This window comes from Mucilaginibacter ginkgonis, assembly GCF_009754905.2.
Lineage (GTDB): Bacteria > Bacteroidota > Bacteroidia > Sphingobacteriales > Sphingobacteriaceae > Mucilaginibacter > Mucilaginibacter ginkgonis.
Genome location: NZ_CP066775.1, coordinates 2811793 through 2835210, shown reverse-complemented (window position 1 = coordinate 2835210; position 23418 = coordinate 2811793). Strand labels below are relative to the sequence as shown.

General features: G+C 46.0%; 24 protein-coding genes. 11 read left to right on the top strand and 13 right to left on the bottom strand.

The features are described from left to right. The first annotated feature begins 276 nt into the window (after window positions 1-276). From hemC to GO620_RS13160, 8 genes are all read left to right on the top strand, one after another. Window positions 277-1851 (top strand): hydroxymethylbilane synthase, encoded by a 1575-nt coding sequence (gene hemC / locus GO620_RS13195; RefSeq protein WP_157526917.1) that lies wholly within the window; start codon window positions 277-279, stop codon window positions 1849-1851. 94 nt (window positions 1852-1945) lie between these two features. After that, entirely contained in the window at window positions 1946-2917 is a 972-nt protein-coding gene (gene hemB / locus GO620_RS13190) for a porphobilinogen synthase (protein WP_157526918.1), read from the top strand. 145 nt (window positions 2918-3062) lie between these two features. Continuing rightward, window positions 3063-4388, top strand: coding sequence for a glutamate-1-semialdehyde 2,1-aminomutase (gene hemL / locus GO620_RS13185; RefSeq protein WP_157526919.1), 1326 nt, complete (start codon window positions 3063-3065; stop codon window positions 4386-4388). A gap of 1 nt (window position 4389) precedes the next feature. Further along, window positions 4390-5259 (top strand): sensor histidine kinase, encoded by an 870-nt coding sequence (locus tag GO620_RS13180; RefSeq protein ID WP_157526920.1) that lies wholly within the window; start codon window positions 4390-4392, stop codon window positions 5257-5259. 12 nt (window positions 5260-5271) lie between these two features. Then, window positions 5272-5979 carry a response regulator transcription factor gene (locus tag GO620_RS13175; protein WP_200231158.1) on the top strand — a complete coding sequence of 236 codons (708 nt, stop codon included), beginning with the start codon at window positions 5272-5274 and terminating at the stop codon, window positions 5977-5979. Next, on the top strand, window positions 5979-6503 hold the full coding sequence (locus GO620_RS13170) for a tetratricopeptide repeat protein (RefSeq protein ID WP_157526922.1): 525 nt from the start codon (window positions 5979-5981) through the stop codon (window positions 6501-6503). Before GO620_RS13175 ends, GO620_RS13170 begins: the two co-directional genes overlap by 1 nt. A 26-nt stretch (window positions 6504-6529) precedes the next feature. Then, window positions 6530-7552 carry a uroporphyrinogen decarboxylase gene (gene hemE, locus GO620_RS13165; RefSeq protein ID WP_157526923.1) on the top strand — a complete coding sequence of 341 codons (1023 nt, stop codon included), beginning with the start codon at window positions 6530-6532 and terminating at the stop codon, window positions 7550-7552. A 166-nt stretch (window positions 7553-7718) separates the two neighbouring features. Further along, complete coding sequence (locus GO620_RS13160) at window positions 7719-8204, top strand: CopD family protein (RefSeq protein ID WP_157526924.1); 486 nt, start codon at window positions 7719-7721, stop codon at window positions 8202-8204. 2 nt (window positions 8205-8206) lie between these two features. Here the strand turns inward: GO620_RS13160 and vapC are convergent, their stop codons facing one another. The 4 genes from vapC to GO620_RS13140 all read right to left on the bottom strand — a co-directional run bounded on the left by vapC (window position 8207) and on the right by GO620_RS13140 (window position 10634). Then, the gene (gene vapC, locus GO620_RS13155; protein ID WP_200230081.1) at window positions 8207-8626 is read right to left on the bottom strand and encodes a type II toxin-antitoxin system VapC family toxin; all 420 of its coding nucleotides are present in this window, start codon (window positions 8624-8626) and stop codon (window positions 8207-8209) included. Next, window positions 8607-8753, bottom strand: a complete 147-nt coding sequence (locus GO620_RS13150; protein ID WP_200230055.1) for a hypothetical protein — start codon at window positions 8751-8753, stop codon at window positions 8607-8609. Before GO620_RS13150 ends, vapC begins: the two co-directional genes overlap by 20 nt. A 70-nt stretch (window positions 8754-8823) precedes the next feature. Beyond that, window positions 8824-9366 carry a GNAT family N-acetyltransferase gene (locus GO620_RS13145; protein ID WP_157526926.1) on the bottom strand — a complete coding sequence of 181 codons (543 nt, stop codon included), beginning with the start codon at window positions 9364-9366 and terminating at the stop codon, window positions 8824-8826. A gap of 5 nt (window positions 9367-9371) precedes the next feature. Further along, window positions 9372-10634, bottom strand: coding sequence for a metal-dependent hydrolase family protein (locus GO620_RS13140; protein ID WP_157526927.1), 1263 nt, complete (start codon window positions 10632-10634; stop codon window positions 9372-9374). A gap of 103 nt (window positions 10635-10737) precedes the next feature. On the opposite strand from GO620_RS13140, the gene GO620_RS13135 reads away from it, so the two are divergent. From GO620_RS13135 to GO620_RS13125, 3 genes are all read left to right on the top strand, one after another. Then, window positions 10738-11076 carry a hypothetical protein gene (locus tag GO620_RS13135; RefSeq protein ID WP_157526928.1) on the top strand — a complete coding sequence of 113 codons (339 nt, stop codon included), beginning with the start codon at window positions 10738-10740 and terminating at the stop codon, window positions 11074-11076. Continuing rightward, a complete protein-coding gene (locus GO620_RS13130; RefSeq protein WP_157526929.1) occupies window positions 11073-11888 on the top strand; it encodes an outer membrane beta-barrel protein in 816 nt (271 codons plus the stop codon). The genes GO620_RS13135 and GO620_RS13130 overlap by 4 nt, the downstream gene beginning before the upstream one ends. Window positions 11889-11961: 73 nt before the next feature. Continuing rightward, window positions 11962-12960, top strand: a complete 999-nt coding sequence (locus GO620_RS13125) for an ABC transporter ATP-binding protein (protein WP_157526930.1) — start codon at window positions 11962-11964, stop codon at window positions 12958-12960. 116 nt (window positions 12961-13076) lie between these two features. Here the strand turns inward: GO620_RS13125 and ilvA are convergent, their stop codons facing one another. The 9 genes from ilvA to ilvB all read right to left on the bottom strand — a co-directional run bounded on the left by ilvA (window position 13077) and on the right by ilvB (window position 23360). Further along, entirely contained in the window at window positions 13077-14327 is a 1251-nt protein-coding gene (ilvA, locus tag GO620_RS13120; RefSeq protein ID WP_157526931.1) for a threonine ammonia-lyase IlvA, read from the bottom strand. Then, entirely contained in the window at window positions 14327-15490 is a 1164-nt protein-coding gene (locus GO620_RS13115) for a 2-isopropylmalate synthase (protein ID WP_157526932.1), read from the bottom strand. Before GO620_RS13115 ends, ilvA begins: the two co-directional genes overlap by 1 nt. 122 nt (window positions 15491-15612) lie before the next feature. Further along, on the bottom strand, window positions 15613-16371 hold the full coding sequence (locus GO620_RS13110; protein WP_157526933.1) for a methyltransferase domain-containing protein: 759 nt from the start codon (window positions 16369-16371) through the stop codon (window positions 15613-15615). Between the two features lie 85 nt (window positions 16372-16456). Then, the gene (gene leuB / locus GO620_RS13105; RefSeq protein ID WP_157526934.1) at window positions 16457-17530 is read right to left on the bottom strand and encodes a 3-isopropylmalate dehydrogenase; all 1074 of its coding nucleotides are present in this window, start codon (window positions 17528-17530) and stop codon (window positions 16457-16459) included. A gap of 100 nt (window positions 17531-17630) precedes the next feature. Further along, complete coding sequence (gene leuD, locus GO620_RS13100) at window positions 17631-18218, bottom strand: 3-isopropylmalate dehydratase small subunit (protein WP_157526935.1); 588 nt, start codon at window positions 18216-18218, stop codon at window positions 17631-17633. 113 nt (window positions 18219-18331) lie between these two features. Beyond that, on the bottom strand, window positions 18332-19747 hold the full coding sequence (gene leuC / locus GO620_RS13095; RefSeq protein ID WP_157526936.1) for a 3-isopropylmalate dehydratase large subunit: 1416 nt from the start codon (window positions 19745-19747) through the stop codon (window positions 18332-18334). A gap of 94 nt (window positions 19748-19841) precedes the next feature. Beyond that, window positions 19842-20906, bottom strand: a complete 1065-nt coding sequence (gene ilvC, locus GO620_RS13090) for a ketol-acid reductoisomerase (protein WP_157526937.1) — start codon at window positions 20904-20906, stop codon at window positions 19842-19844. 99 nt (window positions 20907-21005) lie between these two features. Beyond that, window positions 21006-21605 (bottom strand): acetolactate synthase small subunit, encoded by a 600-nt coding sequence (gene ilvN / locus GO620_RS13085; RefSeq protein ID WP_157526938.1) that lies wholly within the window; start codon window positions 21603-21605, stop codon window positions 21006-21008. Window positions 21606-21611: 6 nt separating this feature from the next. After that, window positions 21612-23360 (bottom strand): biosynthetic-type acetolactate synthase large subunit, encoded by a 1749-nt coding sequence (ilvB, locus tag GO620_RS13080; protein ID WP_244139412.1) that lies wholly within the window; start codon window positions 23358-23360, stop codon window positions 21612-21614. Window positions 23361-23418 lie beyond the last annotated feature (58 nt).

Sequence of the window (23418 nt, the reverse complement as noted above, 5' to 3'; positions counted from 1 at the left end):
TGACTTGGCAGTTATTCACCGTTGTTTGATTTACTGGTGTTCATGAGATCGCTGCGCTTAGTTTTGGTTCTTTTGTTGCTAAGACAAAAGAACATGAGAAATTTATGTGAAATTGCTTATGTCCTTGTGATTAGTTAGCGTCAACCTTTTCCCAAAGAGAAATCTAATGAGGTCTCACCGTCAGCCCTGCCTCACAATGCAATAAAAATTATCTTACTATAAACGCAAAAACTAAATTTGTAGTCCGGATAATAATCAGGAAAAAAACTACACTCTTTGGAAAGAAAATTACTTATAGGTACACGCGGAAGCGAGCTTGCACTATGGCAGGCCAACTTTGTAAAGAACGAACTGAAGAACATTGGTGTTTCGGCCGAGCTGAAGATCATAAAAACTCAGGGCGACCGCATACTTAACCTTAGCTTCGATAAGCTGGAAGGGAAGGGGTTTTTTACCAAAGAACTGGAAGAAGAACTGATGGCCGGCACCATTGATATCGCGGTACACTCGCACAAAGACCTGCCTACCGAGCAGCCGCCCGGCCTTATCATTGCCGCGGTTTCTGAGCGTGAAGACCCTGCAGAGCTGCTGCTGATCCTGAAGGACTGCGTAGACGTTCACCAGCGCCTGTCTGTAAAATATGGCGGTATGGTGGGTACGTCATCCAATCGCCGTAAGGCACAGTTGCTGGCAATTCGCCCCGACCTGGAGATAGATGACCTGCGCGGAAACGTGAATACCCGTATTCAAAAACTGCGCGATGTTAGATATCATGCCATTATGCTGGCCAAAGCAGGTGTAAAGCGTTTGGGCTTAGACCTGAGCGAATTTATGGTTGAAGAATTACCGCCAACCGAGCTGATCCCGGCCCCGGCACAGGGCGTACTGGCCATCCAGATCCGTGAGAATGATGCCTGGTTATATGAGAAGCTGCAACTCATCAACCACCCCGATGTAGCTGAACAGTTAGCCATAGAGCGTACGATATTAAAAAGTTTCGGTGGTGGATGCCATTTGCCATTAGGTTGCTATTGCCGCAAACACGAGGGCAATTATCAGGTATTTACTTCCCTGGCAGAAGATGAAGAAGATTTTCCGGACCGATATTTCCTGGAAACACCAACGCTTGATGGCGTGGTCGAGAAGGTGCTGTCTAAATTCCAAAAAGATCGCAAGCTGCCAAAACGAGTTTTCATCTCGCGCGAGCTAAATAACCAAAGCTACTTCCGCAGGGCGTTAGAGAAGCACAACATCGAAATCGAGGCACACTCGATGATCCGCACGGTGCCGATCATCAACAGGTTCGATTCGCATATTCTACAGCACGTCGATTGGGTATTCTTCAGCAGCAAAAACGCGGTGGAATACTTCTTCAGGCTGGAGCCGGTTTTTCCGCACGAGGTTAAATTCGGGGTGATGGGTGCAGGGTCTGAAGATATGCTGCGTAAGTATGGGCACTTTGCCGCTTTTGTAGGTCAGAGCAATGACTCGGCCGATGTGGCCCGCGAATTTGCGAAGCTGGCTAATGGCAGCAACATACTGTTCCCGGGAGCGCTGAATCCTATGCGCAGTATACAAAGAGGCTTATCTGCCGATACCACAATTGTCGACTTGCCGGTTTATGAAACTGTGGACGATGAAGATGCTTCGGCATCGTCTGCAGATATACTGGTGTTTACCAGTCCGTCAAACGTAGAAAAGTACTTTGAGGGTTACCTGCTGGATAGTAATCAGCAGGTGATCGCTATTGGTAAATCAACCGGTAATAAACTTGCCGAATTAGGAATTAAATATACACTACCCTTCTCGCCCGACGAAATAGGCTTGGCAGAAGCGGTGTTTGGATTGTAAAAGAAGTCCGTGGATCATAGTTCTTGGTTCATGGTAGATAGACTACTGGTTTATGGCTATCCAGCTATGAACCATCAACTATGAACTCGAAGAAATGCTACAAAGACCAAGAAGGAACCGCAAGAGTGAAGTGATACGCCAAATGGTGCAGGAAACGCACCTGAGCGCGGCCAACTTTATTTTTCCGCTGTTTATTGTCGATGGCAATAATATAAAGACAGAAGTATTGTCTATGCCCGGCATCTACCGGTACTCGGTGGATAATCTGCTGCGGGAGATTGAAAGCTGCATGAATTTGGGTTTAAAGGCGTTCGATCTTTTCCCGAATATCGATGAGCAGCTGAAAGATAAGTTCGCTACAGAAAGCCATCGTGAAAATAGCTTGTACCTGCGCGCTATCAGCGAAGTTAAAAGACATTTCCCCGAAGCATGTGTAGTTACCGACGTAGCTATGGACCCTTATAGTAGCGACGGTCACGACGGGCTGGTAGAGAATGGCGAGATACTCAATGATGCCACTCTCGAAATATTAGGTAAAATGGCCTTGGCCCACGCACGCGCCGGTGCCGATATAATTGCACCGTCTGATATGATGGATGGCCGTGTTGGCTATATCCGCGAGGTACTGGATGATAATGGTTTTAGCGAGGTTTCTATCATGTCATACTCGGCTAAATATGCAAGTGCGTTCTATGGCCCTTTCAGGGATGCTTTGGGTTCTGCGCCTAAGTTTGGTGATAAAAAAACTTACCAGATGAATCCGGCTAATCAGCGGGAAGCGTTGATAGAAGCTCGCTTGGACGAGTCAGAAGGTGCCGACTTTTTAATGGTTAAACCCGCTTTGGCGTATCTGGATGTTATCAAACTGATTAAAGACGATACAGAGCTGCCAGTAGCAGCTTACAATGTAAGCGGCGAATATGCTATGATCAAAGCCGCTGTTAAAAACGGCTGGCTTAATGAGCAGCGTGCTATTACAGAAGTATTGATGAGTATACGCAGGGCGGGTGCAACCTCTATTTTAACGTATCACGCTAAGGAAGTGTTGGAGAATAAGTGGTTGTAAAAGCCTCACCCAACCCTCTCCGAAGGAGAGGGCTATAAAATAAAGGTTTGTCATCCTGAGTGAAAGGAAGGATCTTATGCGTCAATGCATTGCTGAATAAGATTCTTTACTACGTTCAGAATGACAAAAATTTGAATTAAAAGTATTGGAAACACAAAATAATATAAACGACATCAGCCGCGAAAAATCTGCGGAACTGTACGAGAAAGCCAAAACATATTTCCCGGGTGGGGTGAATTCTCCTGTGAGGGCTTTCAAGTCGGTATATGGCACGCCGCTTTTCATACAAAAAGGTGATGGCAGCCATTTATGGGATGCTGATGGTAATGAGTTTATAGACTATTGCTGCTCATGGGGGCCGCTTATCCTGGGCCACAACAATGCACAAGTTAGAGAAAAGGTTATAGAAGTTTTGCAGAATGGCATGTCGTTCGGTGCGCCTACTGCGCTAGAAAATGAACTCGCAGAGCTAATCCTTACAAACAACCGTTTTATTGAGAAACTGCGGTTCACCAGCTCGGGTACAGAAGCGGTTATGTCTGCCATCAGGCTGGCACGCGGTTATACCAAACGCGATAAGATATTAAAGTTCGAGGGTTGTTATCACGGTCATTCAGATTCGCTGCTGGTAAAAGCAGGCTCAGGCCTGGTTACCTTTGGCGAAACATCATCGGCAGGTATCCCAAAAGCATTTGCCGATGAAACCATCGTCGTCTCGTTAAACGACACTAACGCATTAGACGCGGCCTTTGCAGAATTTAAAGGCCAGATCGCAGCGGTGATCATAGAGCCTATCCCCGCTAATAACGGATTGTTATTACAAGAGAAAGCCTACTTACAATACCTGCGGGAAATTTGTACGCAAAACGGTACTCTGCTAATTTTCGACGAAGTAATCTCGGGCTTCCGTGTTGGTTTTGAAGGTGCAGCAGGATATTACAACATCCAGCCGGATATCATTACTTACGGCAAAATCATCGGTGGCGGTTTGCCGGTGGGTATGTATGGTTCCTCTGCAAAAATAATGGATCATATATCGCCTGTTGGTACTGTTTACCAGGCCGGTACGCTATCAGGCAACCCGGTGGCCATGGCAGCAGGTATTGCTCAGCTAAACCAGTTGCTGCAACCCGGATTTTATGAGGCGCTGAATAATAAAACAACAGCCTTTGCTAATGCCATACAGCAATATGCAGATGAAAAAGGTTATCACTTTAAAGTATATCAAATAAGGTCTATATTCTGGTTCGCGTTTACAGATGCCGAAGCTATCCGCGCAGCCGAAGAAATAAACCCGGCAAGTATGGTAGATTTTAAGGTGATGCACCGCGAATTATTGAACCGTGGAATTTACCTGGGCCCATCGGGTTATGAGGTGGGTTTTATCTCGTCTGCGCATACTGACGATGACCTGGCCAAAACCAAACAAGCTATTTTTGAAAGTCTCGACATCGTATTTAATAGCAAATAATATGAAAAGGCCTTTTGTAATTTTTTATGCACTCATCATTTATGCCATAGCAGAACTATTTTGGTGGGGTTATATGTTAGTGCGCCTGCAGCCTAACCGCTTCGGCATGATCATGGGCGAAGGGTCGGTATTTATTGTTGTGTTTTTGGTTGGTGCCATTAGCCTGCACAAGTCCATCAATAAAGAGCGCAAGTTGCAAGACCAGAAAAGAAACTTCCTGTTGTCAGTAACGCATGAGCTTAAGTCGCCCCTGGCATCTATCAAACTATATTTGGAAACTATTCAGAAGCGCAAGCTCGAACATTCCCAAATCCTTGACTTTGCCGGAAAATGTCTTTTAGATGTTGATAGGCTGAATGATATGGTGGAGAATATGCTGTTGGCTGCCAAAATAGAGAATAGCTCATACACTTTTCCCAAAGAGCAATTTAACCTGTCTATGCTGGTTGACGGGGTAGTAAACCGCTTACAGATAAACCGCTGTGATTTTAAAGAACAGCTGATCAACGCGGAGATTGAACCAAAGGTTGAGATCACAGGCGATAAGTTCGCGCTTACATCTGTGGTGACTAATCTCATAGAGAATGCTGTTAAGTATTCATCGCCATGTGCAGAGGTGAATGTAAGATTGTTTAGAAAAGATGGTGAAGTTTACCTGCTGGTTGCAGACCATGGCATAGGCATAGCCGATAATGAAAAAACACGTATTTTCGATAAGTTTTACCGTGTAGGGAGTGAGGATACCCGCAACACAAAAGGGACAGGTTTAGGTTTATACATTGTAAAACAGGTTTTAGACAAGCACCAGGCCCGTATAGAAGTTAAGGACAATGTTCCGGCGGGAAGTGTTTTCGAAGTAGTATTTGGATAACCTAACAAACACATCATGTCAAAAAAAAGAATTCTATTAGCCGAAGATGAAGAGCACCTGCTCGAGGCCATCAAACTTAACCTCGAACTGGAAGGCTACAAAGTATCTACAGCTACTAATGGCAAAAAAGCCTTACAAATATTTAAAGAAGAACGTTTTAACCTTATCATACTGGATGTGATGATGCCAGAGGTTGATGGTTTTGTAGTTGCCGAGACAATCCGACTGGAGAACTCCGAGGTGCCGATCATGTTCCTTACGGCGAAGAACACCAACGAAGATAAAATTGCCGGTCTAAAGAAAGGTGCTGATGATTACCTCACCAAACCTTTTAACCTTGAAGAGCTGATATTGCGCGTAAACAACCTGGTTAAACGCAGCCTCAAGGGTGAGGACCTTAAAGAGTTTAATAGCTATAAGATAGGTGAAAAAACTATCCATTTTAATTCATTTGAGTTAGTTAATGGCGATGGCTCTATCACCCCGCTAACTAAAAAGGAAACCATGCTGTTGAAGCTGCTGATAGAGCGCCGTAACGAGGCGGTATCGCGCGAGCAGATCTTGGAAACGGTTTGGAATTATGACGTTTACCCATCAACCCGCACCATAGATAATTTCATCCTTACCTTCCGTAAATACTTTGAACCGGACCCTAAAAACCCAGTGTATTTCCACTCTATCCGCGGGGTGGGTTATAAGTTTACAGACAGCCAGCATTAATGTTAACCAACCAGGCAAGGCTAATTATAGCCGGCGTTTTTGCTTTAATGCTGGCATTCTTTGTTTACGAACAGGTTTATCAGCTGGCCGGCGTGGCGGGCATGTTCATTGTGCTGCTTATATGGGGTTACTTTAAAGAGGGCCCTGTAGTTATGGCTGCCAAGACCTTTTACGATAAGGATTACGATAAAACAGAAAAGTTGTTACTATCTGTAAAGCACCCAAACTGGCTAAATCGTAAACGCCGTGGTTTCTATGAATTTATGCTGGGTAGCATCAGCCTGCAGCGGCAGGATTACGACTCGGCTGAGCGGCATTTCGAACTTGCCGCCCAATACCCCTTGCGGTCTGTAAATGACCATGTGGCAGCATTGGCGCATGTGGCCAACATTAGCGTTCGCCAGCATAACTATGAAAAGGCCGAAGCTTATTTGGGTCTGGCCGAAAAGCACTACGATAAGACAACGGCCAAAATGAAGGCATTGCTTGAGCGCATTAAAGCAGAAATTAAACAACACCAATAAACAAAGCGGCTTTGCTGCAACTATAAATGAACGATCTATTTTTAAAAGCCGCTTTTTCTAAACTTACCGAGCGCCCACCTGTGTGGATGATGCGCCAGGCGGGACGTTTTATGCCTCAGTACTGGGAAATAAAGAATAAATATTCTTTCCTGGAAATGTGTAAAACACCCGAAATAGCGGCTGATGTAACCATGCTGCCTGTCGATCTGCTGGATATCGACGCGGCTATATTATTTTCGGACATCCTGGTAACCGGCGAGGCCATGGGCGGGCAATTGAGCTTTACGCAAGGAGTAGGGCCCAGGTTTGCTAACCCGGTGCGCACCCAGGCGGATGTTGACGCGCTGGATACCGAAGTGGTACATAAACTGCAATATGTAGCCGACGCGATAAAAGTAATTCAGCAGAGGCTGAACAGCCGTATACCACTAATAGGTTTTGCAGGTGCACCGTTTACGGTGATGAGCTATTTGGTAGAAGGCGGATCGTCTAAAGACTTTAAGTTGACTAAGTTGATGCTGCACAACCAACCCGAACTGGCGCATCAATTGTTGGCTAAGATCGCTAAAGTAACCGCCGGATATTTAAACCTGCAGATAGCTGCCGGCGTAAATGCTATACAAATATTTGACAGTTGGGCGCAAGCTTTAGCCTGGGACGACTACAAAGAGTTTTCGCACCGTTATATCGCAGAGATCATCAGCAACCTCGATAGAAAAGATATACCGGTTATTTCTTTCTGTAAAGGCAGCTCGGTATTCGCCCCGCTGATGGCGGAAGCTAAGCCCGATGTGATCTCTATCGATTGGAACGCCGACCTGCTGGATATCAAGAAACGTTTGCCGCAAGGCATCGCGGTTCAGGGTAATCTTGACCCGCATATTTTATATGCTGACAAGGCGGTTATAAAAGACCGTATCTATCGTTTGTTTGACAGGATGAAAGGTGAGCCGGGCTTTATCTTCAATCTTGGCCACGGTATTATGCCGGACATTCCGTTCGATAATGTGAAGTATGCGGTTGACGTGATAAAGGAATACAGATATTAGTTCTTGTCATTCTGAACGCAGTGAAGAATCTTATGCGTAAATGCAGACTGAATAATCCCGATAGATATCGGGATTCGCGTTGCTCAGAATGACAAATTGTAAAATCCACTATTAGCACGTGTATCTCTACATAAAATCCATACACATCATATTTGTAGTCTGCTGGATGGCGGGGCTCTTTTATATTGTACGGCTTTTTATATACCATACAGAGGCGCAAGCCAAACCTGATGCCGAGCGCATAATCCTTTCCACGCAGTTTGAATTGATGGAGCGAAAACTGATGAATATCATTACTACGCCGAGTATGCTGCTTACACTGGCTGCTGGTATAGCTATGTTATTTATAGCTCCTGCATGGCTGCAGCAACCATGGCTGCACATAAAATTGGCTTTCGTTGGCGGACTGATTGTTTACCACATCATCTGCATCCGTAAAATGCAGCAAATGCGACGGGGCATTTACACCTGGACTTCAACCCAACTACGCATCTGGAATGAAGTGGCAACGTTGTTTTTGTTTGCCATAGTGTTTCTGGCAGTGATGAAAAACGCTGTGAACTGGATCTATGGTGTGGTTGGCCTTATCTTACTGGCCATGATCTTGATGTCTGCGGTGAAGATATATAAGTATTTCAGGCTGAAAAGATAACGCTACAGTTCAATAAGCTTCACACCGCTGTTTTCGGCAATGAACCTAAAGTCTTTGTCGTCCTGTAAAAGGTAAGCGTCGTTCTTAATTGCAAATGCCGCAATCAAACAGTCGTTAGGCTTTCTTATAGTTATGCCCTTTTTTCTTAATATTCGGAAAATTTCTGCCGCATCTTCGGCCATTTCGTAAGGGTCATCAGCCATGCGTACTAAACCTGTTAAATAAGAATCGACGATCAATCTTTCCGCATCATTGGCAACACCTTGCAAAACGTCCTGAACAATAGTTGGACAGGTAGCAATGGGTGAGGTTAGTAACGTTTGCCGCAAATAATTACTATACGGGGTTTCTATTCCTCTAAAAAAACTTATCCAAACAGAAGTGTCTACCAATATTAACTTACTATTTAAAAGCCTCATCATCTAACTCAACTTTGCCCCATAAGTCAAGCAATCGTGTTTGATTTTCTAACCTAACGAGTAACTCTAGACCTTTTTCTACAGCCTGCTTTTTAGTCTTGATGTCATGGATATTTAATGCCTTGGCCATCAACTTGTCATCGATGTCAATATTTGTCCTCATGTGTATAAAGTTATAATTATATACACATAAATGCAAATCAATTTGTGTTATTTAACACATACGTCTGATACTTGCCATCATCATCATGCCCATTCAGATAAGAGTATGCCGGGTCTATTTTAAAGCCTGCCTTTTGCAAAAGTTTGATAGAATTGTGGTTATCAGTCCGCGGGAATGCCGTAATTACTTTCGCGCCCATCATGTCGAAACTGTAACTAACCGTACTTGATATGGCTTCCTGCATAAATCCTTTGCCTTGATATTCTGGCAACAGTTCGTACCCGATTTCTGCAATGCCTTTTCCCTTGTCGAAATTATAGAGGCATATTGTACCCACCAAGGCACCTGAGTCTTTTATGGTGATAGCCCAATACTGACCATCTCCGTTAGCTGTTAGTTGATTGATGCTGCTTATGAATGCGGCAGCTTCATCTATCGTTGTTGATGGCTTCCTGTCCAGATAGGTATTAACACTTTCATTACTTCGGATAGCCAGTATGGCTTCGGCGTCTGTGGCCTGTAACGGGCGCAGATGCAAACGTGTTGTAGTGATCTCGGGATGTGTGGCGCTGATATTCATTGCTGCTATTGTTTATAAATGATGCCGTCTTTCATCACAAACTTTACCTGTTTCACCGTTTTTATATCGTTTACAGGGTCGCCATTTACGGCAATAAGGTCGGCAAGGAACGTCGCTTTTATCTCGCCAAGATTTTTGAGCCCGAACACGTGCGCGTTAACTGAAGTCGCAGATTTAAGTACGTCTGTCGCCTGCATGCCGTATTCATTCATTAATATCATTTCGCGGGCATTATCGCCATGCGTAAAAACGCCCACATCACCACCCATACAAATAGTGACTCCTGACTTCATGGCGTCTGTAAACATAGCATGTTTTTGCTTAACACCGGCCGGCTCAGTGTCTTCACCTTTTTTCCAGCCGCGATAGCCCGCTATCGCTTCTGTAGCTGCAAGGGTTGGGCAAAGCGCAATCCCTTTTTCTTTCATCAGCTTAAACGTTTCAAGCATGCCGCCATCGCCATGTTCAATGGTGGTTACCCCCGCTGCAATGGCGCGGCGCATGCCCTCATCTGTCGAGGCATGAACAACTACGGGGCGGCCGCTACTAGCGGCAACTTCAACCGCCAATTTCAATTCCCCAGCGGTGAAAGTGGGCGCCGCCGCTCCATTTAATCCCCAGCGATAATCTGCATAAAGTTTTATCACGTCAGCGCCATAGCCAATCTGCGAACGCACGGCACGCGTAAGCCCGTCAACGCCGTCTGCTTCTTCGGCGCCCTTGGGTATGTCTGCCTCTGCTACAGCGCTCTTAGGTCCATAGCTTCCTGTTGCAACGATCGCGCGTGTGGCCACCAACAACCTGGGGCCAGGCATAACGCCTTTGTTAATCGCCGCTTTCAGACCTACATCGTCATAACCAGCACCCTCGGTACCCAAATCCCTTGCCGAGGTAAAACCTGCCATTAAAGTTTCACGGGCATGTCCTACAGCACGGGCGGTGCGCTCGGCCCGGCTCTCTGTCAAAACCTGGTCGTTCCAGCTAACCTCGTTGTATGGGTGCAAAAATAAGTGCGAATGCCCTTCAATAAAACCGGGCAATAGTGTTGTGCCTTTAAGGTCGATAACAATAACATCCGCCGCAGGCTTAATGTCTTTTGCTTCACCGACCGCCGTAATATGTTTCCCCTCTACCAATACCCACCAGCCACTATGCATTTGGTTGCCATCAAAAACACGGTCGGGCTTAAGCAAGTATTGCTTTGCCGGCTGGGCAAATACTTTTGCTACAAATAAGGCAAATAGGATAACAATAGCGACCTTTTTCATGATAGCTAAATATAGCCGTATTTGGTATATGTTAAAAAAAGTTAAACGACACTGTCACTTTTACGGGCCGGGCAACCTCTTTATTTTGAGAAGATTATAAACCATGCATGATAAAGAGCTAGATGAACTGTTTAGCGACAAACTAAAACGACTGGAAATGGAACCCGATGGCACCGTATGGAAAGGAATTATACTGGAGCTTGATGATGTAAAACTTAAAGACAAATTTTGGCAGGTAATCGGCATGGCTGTGATCATCGTATCTATTTTGGCTGGCAGCCTTTACTTTTTGCTTAAGAAAAATGACCTTAACCGCGAACAACCGCAAACAAATCCTTCCACGATTGTTGATAAGCAGGATATAATATCGCTTGCCCATAAACTTGAAAAGGTGTACCGGCAGCACCACAAAGATAAAATAGCCTATAATTGCTGTAAATGAAATACATTCTGCTTTTCGCTTTAGCTTTTTTTACGATGTCGGCACATGCATGGGACGTTGATACTGTTAAAACAAAAAGGGATACAACAAAGAAACACGGTTACCACATTTTCTTTGACAAGGACAAGCGCAAAGAAAAGGTCGAGTCGGCCCTTGATACTACGCCTGTTAAAGAACATTCAAAAGCACCCGGCTTTTCGATAGGCATTACTCTGGCGCGCCTGGATCTGGGTTTGGCCACGCTGGTAGATAATGGCAGTTTTACACTCTCGCCGCAAAACAGTTTCTTAAGCTACCGCTCATGGAAAACCAGCAACGTCGGCTTTGACGTCGCACAGATGGGATACCGCTTCAGCAGTGGCTTCAGGATTTACACGGCTGTTGGCTTTGATTGGACATTGATACGTTTGCGTCAAAACATCACCATTTTGCCAAGCACACCCGTTTTGTCATACCGCGTTGACAATATCGACTATTCTAAAAACAGGTTCTCGGCAAGTTACCTAAGAGTGCCGCTTACCTTTGAGTTACGCTCGCACGAGGACGCGTCAGGCCATTCATTCAAATTTGATATAGGCCCTGAATTTGGACTGCTGATAGACGGACGTGTAAAGCAGATCAGTGCCGAAAACGGCAAGCAAAAATTCGACAATGGCTATCATTTTGCCAAATGGCGCTATGGCGGCGTTGCAAGGGTGGGCTATGGGCCGGTAGGGATATTTGGCAAGTACTATTTTAATGACATGTTCCAGGACAGCCCCGCCCAGGCCGGACTCAAGAATTTCTCTTTCGGCTTAATGCTCGGGTTTTAAAATAGTCTTCGATTTTCGTATCATTGAGGCCCTGTTTCAACAGGTTTTTGTTGCACTTTTCCAGACCCGGGCAATGTCAGATCAACCACTTTTACAAGCCGTTTCCGTTAGCAAGATTTATAGCGGCCGCCATGGCGCAGGTGTGCAGTTCGCTGACCTTGATGTTAAACCGCATCAAATCACTGCTATAATTGGTGAAAGCGGCAGTGGTAAAAGTACCTTGCTTAAATTGCTATATGGCTTGCTGTCGCCGCAAAAAGGCCAGATCCTCTACAAAGGCGAACCGATATTAGGTCCGCACGATAAGCTGATCCCCGGTCATGACAGCATGAAAATGGTAACCCAGCATACGGACGACCTGAACCTTCATGCAAGCGTTTGGGACAACGTTGCCCACCTGCTGCCAAATACCGACTTGCAAGCAAAACAACAACGCACTACAGAGCTTTTAAAACAACTGAAGCTGTTCCATATGGCCGACAAGCGCGTGGTGGAATTAAGCGGCGGCGAGAAACAGCGTGTTGCAATTGCCAAAGCTTTGGTAACAAGCCCCGAGGTATTGTTTTTAGATGAACCCTTTAATCAGGTAGATACCTCTTTCCGTGAAGGTTTACAGCGCGACATCCGCCGCATTGTAGATGAAACTGGTTTAACAGTAGTTATGGTTTCTCATGACCCGGCTGAGGTACTTTCTATGGCCGACGAACTGATCGTTTTGCGCAATGGCGAAATAGTGGAGGCAGGTAAACCCGAAGAATTATATACCAATCCCGTAAATTTCTACACTGCCACACTGCTGAGTAATTGCAATGTTGTTGAAGGGGAAGAAGCCAAAGAGTTGGGTATAAAAACTAACCTTTCGCGGGTGGTCATCTATCCCGAGTGGATCAGCATCGATAAGAAAATGCTTTCTAATAAATGGAAGGTAATGCAGATCTTGTTCAAAGGGCCTTACGAAGAATTGTGGTTAACTTATAACGATCTTAACATACGCGTATTCAATTTGCAGTTGGGTAAATTCCCGATAGGGAAGGGAGTAAGCATAAAGGTGAACAAGTATAAAGCGTTTTAGGACAACCCACACATCATTGCGAGGAGCGCAGCGACGTGGCAATCTCTTAGATTTTATGCTCAGATTGCTTTCCCGATGAATCGGGACAGGCTGTGCATCGCAATGACGAAAGACAGTTAGACCAAATACTCAAACAACGTTTGGTCTCTGTTTAACTCGATAACAGAAAAGCGTTTTTCTTCCATTCGGCGCAGCAAGTCGGGATAATCCTCTGAAGATTTTAATTCGATGCCTACCAAGGCAGGCCCGTTCTCACGTTCGGTTTTCTTGATAAATTCGAAACGGGTAATGTCGTCGCCGGGGCCTAACACCTCGCTTACGAAAAGTTTAAGTGCGCCGGGGCGCTGTGGAAAGCGGACTATGAAGTAATGCTTCAAACCCTCGTACAGGAGCGACTGTTCTTTAATATCCTGCATACGGTCGATATCATTATTACCACCGCTGACAACGCAAACCACTTTTTTACCCTTTATCTGATCTTTAATCAAGTCAAGTGCAGCGACAGAAAGAGCGCCTGCCGGTTCAACTACAATAGCGTCTTCGTTATAAAGTTTAAGAATGGTGGTACATACCTTACCTTCCGGAATGAGGAGCATGTCGTCTAATACTTCCCGGCAAAGTTCAAAAGTCAACTCGCCCACGCGTTTAACAGAGGCGCCGTCTACAAAACGATTTACCTGCGATAAGGTTACTGGTGCACCCGCTTCTAAAGCTTTGAACATCGACGGCGCACCCTCGGGCTCAACCCCTATTAAAGTAATCCCGGGTTTTTGCTGTTTTAAATAATTGCCTGTACCTGCCGCCAATCCGCCGCCACCAATAGGCATCACTACAATGTCTGTATCGGGCAGGTCTTCCAAAATCTCTACACCAACAGTTCCCTGTCCTTCAACAATGCGCTCATTGTCAAATGGCGGAATAAAAGTCATTTCGTGCGATTCGGTGTAAGCCAAAGCCTCTTTTAAGCAATCATCAAAAGTGTCGCCTACCAATATGATCTCTATATTGCCGTTACCAAACATCTGCGTTTGTTTAACCTTTTGATTTGGTGTTGGCTCGGGCATAAAAATTACACCGCGTGTTCCTAAACGTTTACAGGAATAGGCAACGCCCTGAGCGTGGTTACCCGCACTGGCGCAAACTACTCCGCGGCTCAGTTGCTCATCCGTCAGCTGGCTGATCATATTATAAGCGCCGCGCAGCTTATAGGAACGTACTACCTGCAGGTCTTCACGTTTTAAGTAAATTTCGCAATCAAAGCGTTCAGACAAACCTCGATTTAGCTCAAGCGGGGTACGTTTAACAACGCCTCTTAACCTTTTGGCAGCAGTAGAAAAATCAAGGGTGTATTTGGTCGCGGTTTCCATTATTGCTTTACCAGGTCGCCGGTCATCAAACTTTGCAAATCGTTATCGTTTATGTCGAGCTTGTTATCTGCAAGGTGCAAAAACTTGTTATACGCAATAGCTAATTCGTCTTTGGAGAGCGTATAGCCCAATCTTTCTAAATGGAATTTTAACGCGTGGCGGCCACTACGCGCGGTTAGTACGATACTGGCATTAGGGAAGCCTACATCCTCAGGACGGATGATCTCGTAATTCTCGCGGTTCTTCAGATAACCATCCTGGTGAATGCCGGAGCTGTGCGCGAACGCGTTACTGCCGACAATAGCTTTATTTGGCTGAACAGGCATACGCATCTGGCTGCTAACCAGGCGGCTTATCTCATAAAATTGTTTGGTGTTGATGTTGGTATGCAGTCCAAGGACAGCATGTGTTTTTAGCACCATAACCACCTCTTCTAAAGATGTATTACCCGCCCGCTCACCAATGCCGTTAATTGTACCCTCCACCTGGCGCGCGCCATTTTGCAAGCCTGCGATTGAGTTTGCCGTAGCCAGCCCCAAATCATTATGGCAGTGCACAGAGATGATAGCTTTATCGATATTCCTTACATTCTCTTTCAGGAATTTGATCTTCTCACCATATTGGTCAGGCAGGCAATAGCCATTGGTATCCGGGATGTTTACTACAGTGGCACCGGCTGCAATTACCGCTTCTATCATCTTAGCCAGGTATTTAATATCGGCGCGGCCGGCATCTTCCGCATAGAACTCAATGTCTTCTACCGACTTCTTTGCATACTTAACAGCGGCAACGGCACGCTCCAATATCTCTTCCCTGGTGCTGTTAAATTTGGTCTTAATGTGCATATCGCTGGCGCCTATGCCGGTGTGGATACGCGGATTTCGTGCATATTGCAAAGCTTCTACAGCGGCATCAATATCCTTTTGATGCGCACGCGTGAGGGCACAAACCGTTGGCGACTTTACCGCCTTGGCAATTTCTACCACACTTTGAAAATCGCCCGGGCTTGACGCCGGAAAACCTGCCTCAATAATGTCTATACCCAGCGACTCGAGCTCGCGGGCTATTTCAATTTTCTCTGTCGTAGTTAACTGACAGCCGGGTACCTGTTCGCCATCCCTAAGAGTGGTGTCAAATACATAAACGCGATTCGGGTCGTGCATCTTCTTTGAGATTTGAGACGTGAGATATGAGAACCATATCTTTCGTCAGTTTTTGTTTAATTTTTTATTGCGCGATGTATTAATATTGATGCGAGCCTTTCTCAAATCTCACATCTAATGTCTCACATCTCTTTTATAGCTGTAAATCTTAGCCTTTTGTAGTCGGCATACCATTGCCCGTTTTCTTCATAGTCGGGTTTTAGCAACGCTGTTATTTCATTTAATATCTTCTCTTTATCTGTTGGGGTTACGCCTTCAAAATAAGGTGAGCCAAACATTTCTATCCATTTTATCAATCCTGCCTCGCCATCTTGCAACGGAGTTTTTCGGTCGAAGTGTACAGCGAACGTTACCCTAAAGCCGTGGCTTTCCAGCCTGGAAGCATATTCGCCCACAGACGGAAAATACCATTGCGAATATTTGGCCTGCTGATGGTAGCCATACTTGTTAAGGGTGTCGCGGGTAACAGTTATTAGTTTCTGAACATTGCCTTTACCGCCCATTTCTGCAACAAAACGCCCCCCCGGCTTAAGGCTTTTGTAAACAGAAGTCATCATAGCGTCCTGGTCTTTTACCCAGTGCAGTGCGGCATTGCTAAACACCGCGTCGAAGTCGTTGCCTAATTCAAAATCTGCAGCATCAGCCACTTCAAATTTTACATCCGGAAACTTCTCTTTGGCCTTGGCTATCATCTGCGGAGAAAGGTCTGTACCGATCACATCCGCGCCCAGCTCCTGTATTTGTTTGGTCAGGTCACCAGTACCACAGCCTAAGTCATGGATACGCTCGCCGGGTTTAACATCCAGCAAACCAAGGACGCTTTCGCCAAACTGGTAAACAAAAGCGTGTTTGTCGTCATATAATTCAGCGTTCCATTTCATATAGCCCCCTCTTAATCTCCCCCTGAATGGGGAGATGTGTAATTTTCATCAGAACCTTTCACCGTTCTGCCTTTTACCTTTAACCTCAACTTAGATATTCCAGCACCTTTTGCCCCATTGCCTTGGTACCTAAAATTTTGTTTTTATCGGTATTTACATCGGCAATATCGCCGGTACGGTAGCCGTTCTTTAACGTTTTATCTATCGCGTCGGTTATCTTTTTTGCTTCATCTTTCAGGCCGAAACTGATCTCCAGCATCAAAGCCACAGACAATATCGAAGCCAACGGATTTGCCTTGTCCTGCCCGGCAATGTCATGTGCCGAACCGTGGATGGGTTCAAAGAAACCTGTACCATCACCAATGGAGGCCGATGCCAACATACCCATAGAACCTGCTATCTGCGATGCTTCATCTGTTAAAATATCCCCAAAAAGGTTAGCGGTAAGCACCACGTCGAACTTTTTGGGATTCTTAACCAACTGCATAGCAGCGTTGTCTATAAACATGTGCTCGGTTTCTACATCCAAATAATCCTTCGCCATTTCTTGCACCACCTCGCGCCACAGGCGTGATGCTTCAAGCACATTGGCCTTATCTACCGAGCATAGTTTTTTTGTACGTACCCTTGCCGCCTCGAAGGCTTTTCTAGCGATGCGTTCCACCTCATAACGGCTGTAGATCATCAGGTCAGATGCTGTATTCCTATCCTCACTGCGTTTCTTCTCACCGAAATAAACATCGCCGGTCAGTTCGCGGAAGAAAAGGATATCTGTTCCTTTTAATATCTCAGGTTTCAAACTCGAAGCATCCAGCAACTCATCAAAAAGCATGATGGGGCGAAGATTGGCGTACAAGCCTAATTCTTTGCGGATCTTTAGCAACCCCTGCTCGGGGCGCACCTTAGCAGATGGATCGTTATCATATTTGGCGTGGCCCACCGCGCCGAACAGAATGGCATCGCTGGCTTTAGCTTTGGCGAGGGTTTCATCAGGCAATGGGTTGCCTGTAGCCTCGATGGCCACGTGCCCCATCAGCGCTTCGTCGAACGTAAACTGATGTCCATACTGCTTACCGATAGCTTCTAAAACTGCTTTACCCCAAGTAGTAACCTCGGGGCCGATGCCATCTCCGGGGATGACTAAAATCGACTTATTCATATACAACCCCCTATCCCCCTGAAGGGGGAATTAAAGTTAATTTCAACTGAATATTTTCTTACCATATATTTTGCGAGCCCCCTTCAGGGGGGTTGGGGGTTTATTGTTTTTCAAATTCCTCAATCAGTTCTTTATTGCTTAACACATAGTCGATGTCGTCATAACCATTGATAAGGCATGCCTTTTTATACGCGTTGATCTCGAAACTTTCCTCTTCGCCGGAGGAGACGATGCTAATGATTTGCGCCTCCAGGTCTATTTCTATCTGGGCATCTTTATCCGCATAGATCGCGTCGAATATCTTAGCCAGGAAAGCATCGCTAACTTGTACCGGCAGTAAGCCGTTATTAAGCGCATTGCCTTTAAATATGTCGGCGAAGAAACTGCTCACTACGGCATCAAAACCATAATCTGCAATGGCCCAGGCAGCATGCTCACGGCTGCTGCCGCAACCAAAGTTTTTACCTGCCACCAGTACCTTACCTTCGTAAGTGGGGTTGTTCAGCACAAAGTCGCGCTTAGGCTCGTCGTCCTCGTCAAAGCGCCAATCGCGGAACAGGTTATTGCCAAAACCATCGCGTGTAGTGGCTTTTAAGAACCTCGCCGGGATGATCTGGTCTGTATCTATGTTTTCTATCGGCAGTGGTACTGCGGTAGATTTTAGATGTTTGAATGTTTTAGTGCTCATATTATTTTCTTCTTGTCATTGCGAGTCGCTCTAGCGGCGCGGCAATCCTTGCATATCCACTTTTCTCATCCAATGAGATTGCTTCGTTCCTCGCAATGACATAAGGGTTTTATTTATGCAAATTCTGATTCAGACAACATCTCCCTCACATCCGTAATTCTGCCGGTTACCGCAGCAGCGGCAGCCGTTAGCGGACTTGCCAGTATGGTGCGCGAGTTTGGCCCCTGCCTGCCTTCAAAATTTCTGTTAGAGGTAGAAACGCAATATCTACCTGCCGGAATTTTATCCTCATTCATGCCCAGGCATGCGCTGCACCCCGGTTCGCGAAGCGGAAAGCCCGCCGACTCGAATACCTTATCCAAACCTTCAGCAATGGCCTGCTCCTGTACTTGTTTTGAACCGGGCACTACCCAAACCGTAACATGATCTGCTTTTTGCTTGCCTTTGAAAAAGGCGGCTACTTCGCGCAGGTCTTCTATTCGTGAGTTGGTGCAACTGCCGATGAACACATAATCTATCGGTTTACCTAACAGGCTTTCATCATCGTGCAAACCCATGTAGCTTAACGAGTTAGCATATGAGCGCTGCTCTGTAGGGTCAACATCAACGGTATTTGGCACATGCTTGGTTATCCCGATGCCCATACCCGGGTTGGTACCATAGGTGATCATCGGTTCGATATCCGCGGCGTTAAAAGTCAATACAGAATCAAACTGCGCATCAGCATCAGAATACAAAGTTTTCCAGTACGCTTCGGCTTTATTCCATTCCTCTCCTTTCGGAGCAAACTCGCGGCCTTTAACATAGTTGATGGTAGTTTCGTCCGGAGCGATCAACCCGCAGCGCGCACCCATCTCTATACTCATGTTGCAAATAGTCATACGGCCTTCCATGCTTAAAGAGCGAATGGTGTCGCCTGCGTATTCTACTGCGTAACCTGTCCCGCCTGCAGCAGAAATTTTAGAGATGATATAAAGGATAATGTCCTTGGCACCAACACCGCGCTGCAGTTTGCCGTTCACCTCTATCTTCATGCGCTTTGGGCGCGACTGCAGCAAACATTGTGTTGCCAACACCTGCTCAACCTGCGAAGTGCCGATACCAAACGCGATAGCGCCAAAAGCACCGTGCGTAGATGTATGACTGTCCCCGCAAACGTAAGTACCTCCCGGGCGGGTAATGCCCAGCTCGGGGCCTATTACGTGCACAATGCCCTGGTAAGGGTGGCCTAAACCATAAAGTTCTACACCAAACTCGGCGCAGTTCTTAGTCAGCATATCTACCTGGTAACGCGACAGTTCTTCCTTAATAGGTAGGTGCTGGTCCCAGGTGGGTACGTTATGGTCTGCAGTGGCTACGGTTTGCTTTGGCCTAAATACTGGCAAGCCGCGTTTACGCAAACCATCAAAGGCCTGCGGACTGGTTACCTCATGAATGAAATGCGTATCGATATATAAAATATCGGGGAAGCCGTCTTTGCTGCTTACAACATGCGCATCCCAAATTTTATCGAATAATGTTTGTCCCATTTAATACTATTTGTCATTGCGAGCGTAGCGCGGCAATCTCGTCGCTAATCATTCTACGAGATTGCTTCGTGCCTCGCAATGACATATTGGTTTGTTAGCTAATACTCTCAATCGCCTGGTTCTCAGGGCGTAGGCTGCGTACAGTTTTACCTGCCTGCCATAACTCGCTGTCACGGAGTTCCTTTAATTCTGCATTAAGTTTCTCACGGTAATCGGGTTGGCTGTTTGAGTCGATAGAACGCTGAGATTCTTTACCTGTAGCTACGCTTTCATACAGTTCCTCAAATACCGGCTTGGTAGCATCGCGGAATTTTTTCCACCAGTCTAACGCGCCGCGCTGAGCGGTGGTAGAGCAGTTGGCATACATCCAGTCCATACCATTTTCTGCCACCAATGGCATTAATGATTGGGTTAGCTCTTCAACGGTTTCGTTAAATGCTTCAGATGGGGTATGGCCTTTACTGCGCAGCACATCATACTGTGCCGCAAAAATGCCCTGGATACAGCCCATTAATGTACCGCGCTCGCCGGTAAGGTCGCTGTAAACTTCTTTTTTGAAATCTGTCTCGAACAGGTAGCCGCTGCCAACAGCGATACCTAAAGCAACCACACGCTCCCAAGCTTTGCCTGTAGCATCCTGGAAAATAGCGAAGCTTGAGTTTAAGCCGCGGCCTTGCAAAAACATGCGGCGCAATGAAGTGCCCGAACCTTTTGGTGCAACCAAAAACACATCAACACCCGCTGGCGGCAAAATGCCGGTCTGCTCTTTAAAGGTGATACCAAAGCCGTGTGAGAAATACAGGGCCTTGCCTGGCGTTAAATGTTTTTGAACAGTTGGCCACAATTCTATCTGTGCCGCGTCACTTAGTAAATAGCAAATGATAGTCCCTTTTTCAAGGGCTTCTTCAATTTCAAAAAGGGTCTCGCCCGGAACAAATCCGTCGCTTACAGCCTTATCCCAGCTTTTTGAATTTTTACGCTGGCCAACAATTACGTTAATGCCATTGTCTTTTTGATTTAGCGCCTGGCCGGGGCCTTGCACGCCATAGCCAATTACAGCTACTGTTTCGTTACGTAATACTTCCTGTGCTTTTGAAAGCGGAAATTCATCGCGGGTTACTACGTTCTCTTCAGTTCCGCCGAAATTTAATTGTGCCATTCTTTTTTTGTTTTATGATTTCACCGACGGATTTATGATTCCGCCGATTATTATTTACCTATTTGTTACCCTTAACCGTTTGCAGTTCAGCCGTTCACCTTACATGGTAAACACCTTCTCACCTTGGTTTAGGTATTTGTTCTCTATTACTTCTTCGCCCGGTTCCAGCTGCTCAAACTCACGTATCTTGGCATTGAAACCTTCGCTGTCTTTAATGATAGCAACACGTGCGCTGCGTACAAATTCTATCAGTCCGAAGGGCTGCAAAACGTTGATGAGATTGTCTGTTTCCTCGCGGTGACCTGTAGTCTCGAACACGATATAATCTTTACGGATAACTACCGCGCGAGCGCCGTTTTCTCGCAGCAAACGCTCCACGCTTGCTTTCTCGGCGATCACATCAGCCGGAACTTTATACAAGGCCATTTCCTGCCAGATCACATCGGCATTAGTGTGGTAATACACTTTTAGTACCTCAACCTGTTTTTCTATCTGTCTTGACAGTTTGCGTACTACATCTTCGGTCTCATCAATCACGATGTTGAAACGATGAATGCCTTTTATTTCAGATGGCGACGTGTTCAGGCTATCAATATTGATCTTTCTGCGCGTAAAAATAATGGCAATACGATTCAATAAACCGATCTGGTTTTCGGTATACACCGTGATGTTAAACTCTTGTTTTTCCTGGGTTTCCATGGGTGTTTACTTTAACCTGATCTCGCTTACACTGCAACCTTGCGGTACCATCGGGAAAACGTTGTTCTCTTTGGTCACCATTACCTCTAACAAGAATGATCCATTATTATTGAGCATCTCTTGCAACGAAGATTTTAAGTCGCCACGGTCTGAAATACATTTACCCGGAATACGGTAACCTTCGGCCACCTTTACAAAATCAGGGCTTTCTATGTCTACAAATGAATAGCGGCGCTCGTTAAACAACTCTTGCCATTGGCGCACCATACCCAAAAAACGGTTGTTTAGAATAATGATCTTTACATCGACGCCACTTTGCATGATGGTGCCCAATTCCTGTATGGTCATTTGCATGCCGCCATCGCCAATGATAGCGATAACTGTTTTATCGGGTGTGCCAAACTTGGCCCCAATAGCAGCAGGTAATGCGAAACCCATAGTACCCAAACCGCCGCTGGTAATATTACTGCGGGTATGGTTAAATTGCGCATAACGGCAGGCCACCATCTGGTGCTGGCCAACATCTGTTACGATCACCGCCTCGCCTTTGGTTAGGTTATTCAGTTGATCTATAACTTCGCCCATCGTCATTTCGCCCGATTTTGGATGAAGTTCATTTTCTATCACCTGTTCAACTTCCTGGCGGGTGTATTCTTTAAATCTGGCCAGCCAGTCGGGATACTGTTTGCTTTCAATTGCAGCCGTTAGCAAAGGCAAAGTTTCTTTGCAATCGCCCCACACAGGTACTGTAGATTTTACGTTCTTGTCGATCTCTGCAGGGTCAATATCCAGATGAACCACCTTTGCTTGTTTAGCATACTTATCTAATCGACCTGTTACACGATCGTCGAAACGCATGCCGATAGCGATCAATACGTCGCACTCGTTGGTCAATACATTTGGGCCGTAGTTGCCATGCATGCCCAGCATACCCACATTTTGAGTATGGCTTGTTGGTATTGCACCCGCACCCATGATGGTCCAGGCAGCCGGAATGCCGCTTTTTTCTACAAACGCTGTAAATTCTTGTTCGGCGCTACCTAATAAAACACCTTGTCCCCAAATGATAAATGGCTTTTTAGCCTGGTTGATTAGTTCTGCCGCCTGCTGAATGTATTCCTGACGGATATTAGGTTTTGGGCGATAACTGCGAATATGTTTACAAGGCGTGTAACCCTCGTAGTTGAATTTTTGTATCTGCGCGTTCTTTGTAACGTCAATCAATACGGGTCCGGGGCGGCCGCTTTTGGCGATATAAAATGCTTTAGCTAACACTTCGGGGATCTCGGTCGCATCTGTTACCTGGTAATTCCACTTGGTAACCGGGGTGGTAATGTTGATCACGTCTGTTTCCTGGAAGGCATCCGTACCTAATAGATGCGCGAACACTTGGCCTGTGATACAAACAATAGGCGTACTATCTATCTGCGCATCGGCTAAGCCGGTAATTAAATTGGTGGCACCCGGCCCACTAGTGGCAAATACTACACCCACTTTACCCGACGAACGCGCATAACCCTGGCCGGCGTGTATGCCCCCCTGCTCGTGGCGCACCAAAATGTGGTTCAGCTTATCTTTATAATCGTACAGCGCGTCATAGACAGGCATAATGGCGCCGCCCGGATAACCAAAAATGGTATCCACACCTTCGGCGAGCAAACCTTCTAATAAAGCTGCCGAACCTGTCAATTCAATGGTAGCTTTTTTGGGCTGCTCCGTTGCTGTTTCCTGTGGTGCTATCGCTGTATCGTTCATGTTCGTCTTTTTGTCCATAGACCATAGTCGATAGACCACGGTCGGAAATCAATTTTGT

Excerpts from the sequence above, each read along its gene's own strand:
- GO620_RS13110 (WP_157526933.1), bottom strand. The coding sequence starts at position 16,371 with ATGAAATGGAACGCTGAATTATATGACGACAAACACGCTTTTGTTTAC.
- GO620_RS13130 (WP_157526929.1), top strand. The coding sequence starts at position 11,073 with ATGAAATACATTCTGCTTTTCGCTTTAGCTTTTTTTACGATGTCGGCA.
- GO620_RS13140 (WP_157526927.1), bottom strand. The coding sequence starts at position 10,634 with ATGAAAAAGGTCGCTATTGTTATCCTATTTGCCTTATTTGTAGCAAAA.
- hemE (WP_157526923.1), top strand. The coding sequence starts at position 6,530 with ATGAACGATCTATTTTTAAAAGCCGCTTTTTCTAAACTTACCGAGCGC.
- GO620_RS13125 (WP_157526930.1), top strand. The coding sequence starts at position 11,962 with ATGTCAGATCAACCACTTTTACAAGCCGTTTCCGTTAGCAAGATTTAT.
- leuB (WP_157526934.1), bottom strand. The coding sequence starts at position 17,530 with ATGAATAAGTCGATTTTAGTCATCCCCGGAGATGGCATCGGCCCCGAG.
- GO620_RS13170 (WP_157526922.1), top strand. The coding sequence starts at position 5,979 with ATGTTAACCAACCAGGCAAGGCTAATTATAGCCGGCGTTTTTGCTTTA.
- GO620_RS13150 (WP_200230055.1), bottom strand. The coding sequence starts at position 8,753 with ATGGCCAAGGCATTAAATATCCATGACATCAAGACTAAAAAGCAGGCT.
- ilvC (WP_157526937.1), bottom strand. The coding sequence starts at position 20,906 with ATGGCACAATTAAATTTCGGCGGAACTGAAGAGAACGTAGTAACCCGC.
- vapC (WP_200230081.1), bottom strand. The coding sequence starts at position 8,626 with ATGATGAGGCTTTTAAATAGTAAGTTAATATTGGTAGACACTTCTGTT.
- GO620_RS13115 (WP_157526932.1), bottom strand. The coding sequence starts at position 15,490 with ATGCACGACCCGAATCGCGTTTATGTATTTGACACCACTCTTAGGGAT.
- GO620_RS13145 (WP_157526926.1), bottom strand. The coding sequence starts at position 9,366 with ATGAATATCAGCGCCACACATCCCGAGATCACTACAACACGTTTGCAT.
- GO620_RS13180 (WP_157526920.1), top strand. The coding sequence starts at position 4,390 with ATGAAAAGGCCTTTTGTAATTTTTTATGCACTCATCATTTATGCCATA.
- ilvN (WP_157526938.1), bottom strand. The coding sequence starts at position 21,605 with ATGGAAACCCAGGAAAAACAAGAGTTTAACATCACGGTGTATACCGAA.
- leuD (WP_157526935.1), bottom strand. The coding sequence starts at position 18,218 with ATGAGCACTAAAACATTCAAACATCTAAAATCTACCGCAGTACCACTG.
- GO620_RS13160 (WP_157526924.1), top strand. The coding sequence starts at position 7,719 with ATGGCGGGGCTCTTTTATATTGTACGGCTTTTTATATACCATACAGAG.
- ilvB (WP_244139412.1), bottom strand. The coding sequence starts at position 23,360 with ATGAACGATACAGCGATAGCACCACAGGAAACAGCAACGGAGCAGCCC.
- ilvA (WP_157526931.1), bottom strand. The coding sequence starts at position 14,327 with ATGGAAACCGCGACCAAATACACCCTTGATTTTTCTACTGCTGCCAAA.
- hemB (WP_157526918.1), top strand. The coding sequence starts at position 1,946 with ATGCTACAAAGACCAAGAAGGAACCGCAAGAGTGAAGTGATACGCCAA.
- leuC (WP_157526936.1), bottom strand. The coding sequence starts at position 19,747 with ATGGGACAAACATTATTCGATAAAATTTGGGATGCGCATGTTGTAAGC.
- GO620_RS13135 (WP_157526928.1), top strand. The coding sequence starts at position 10,738 with ATGCATGATAAAGAGCTAGATGAACTGTTTAGCGACAAACTAAAACGA.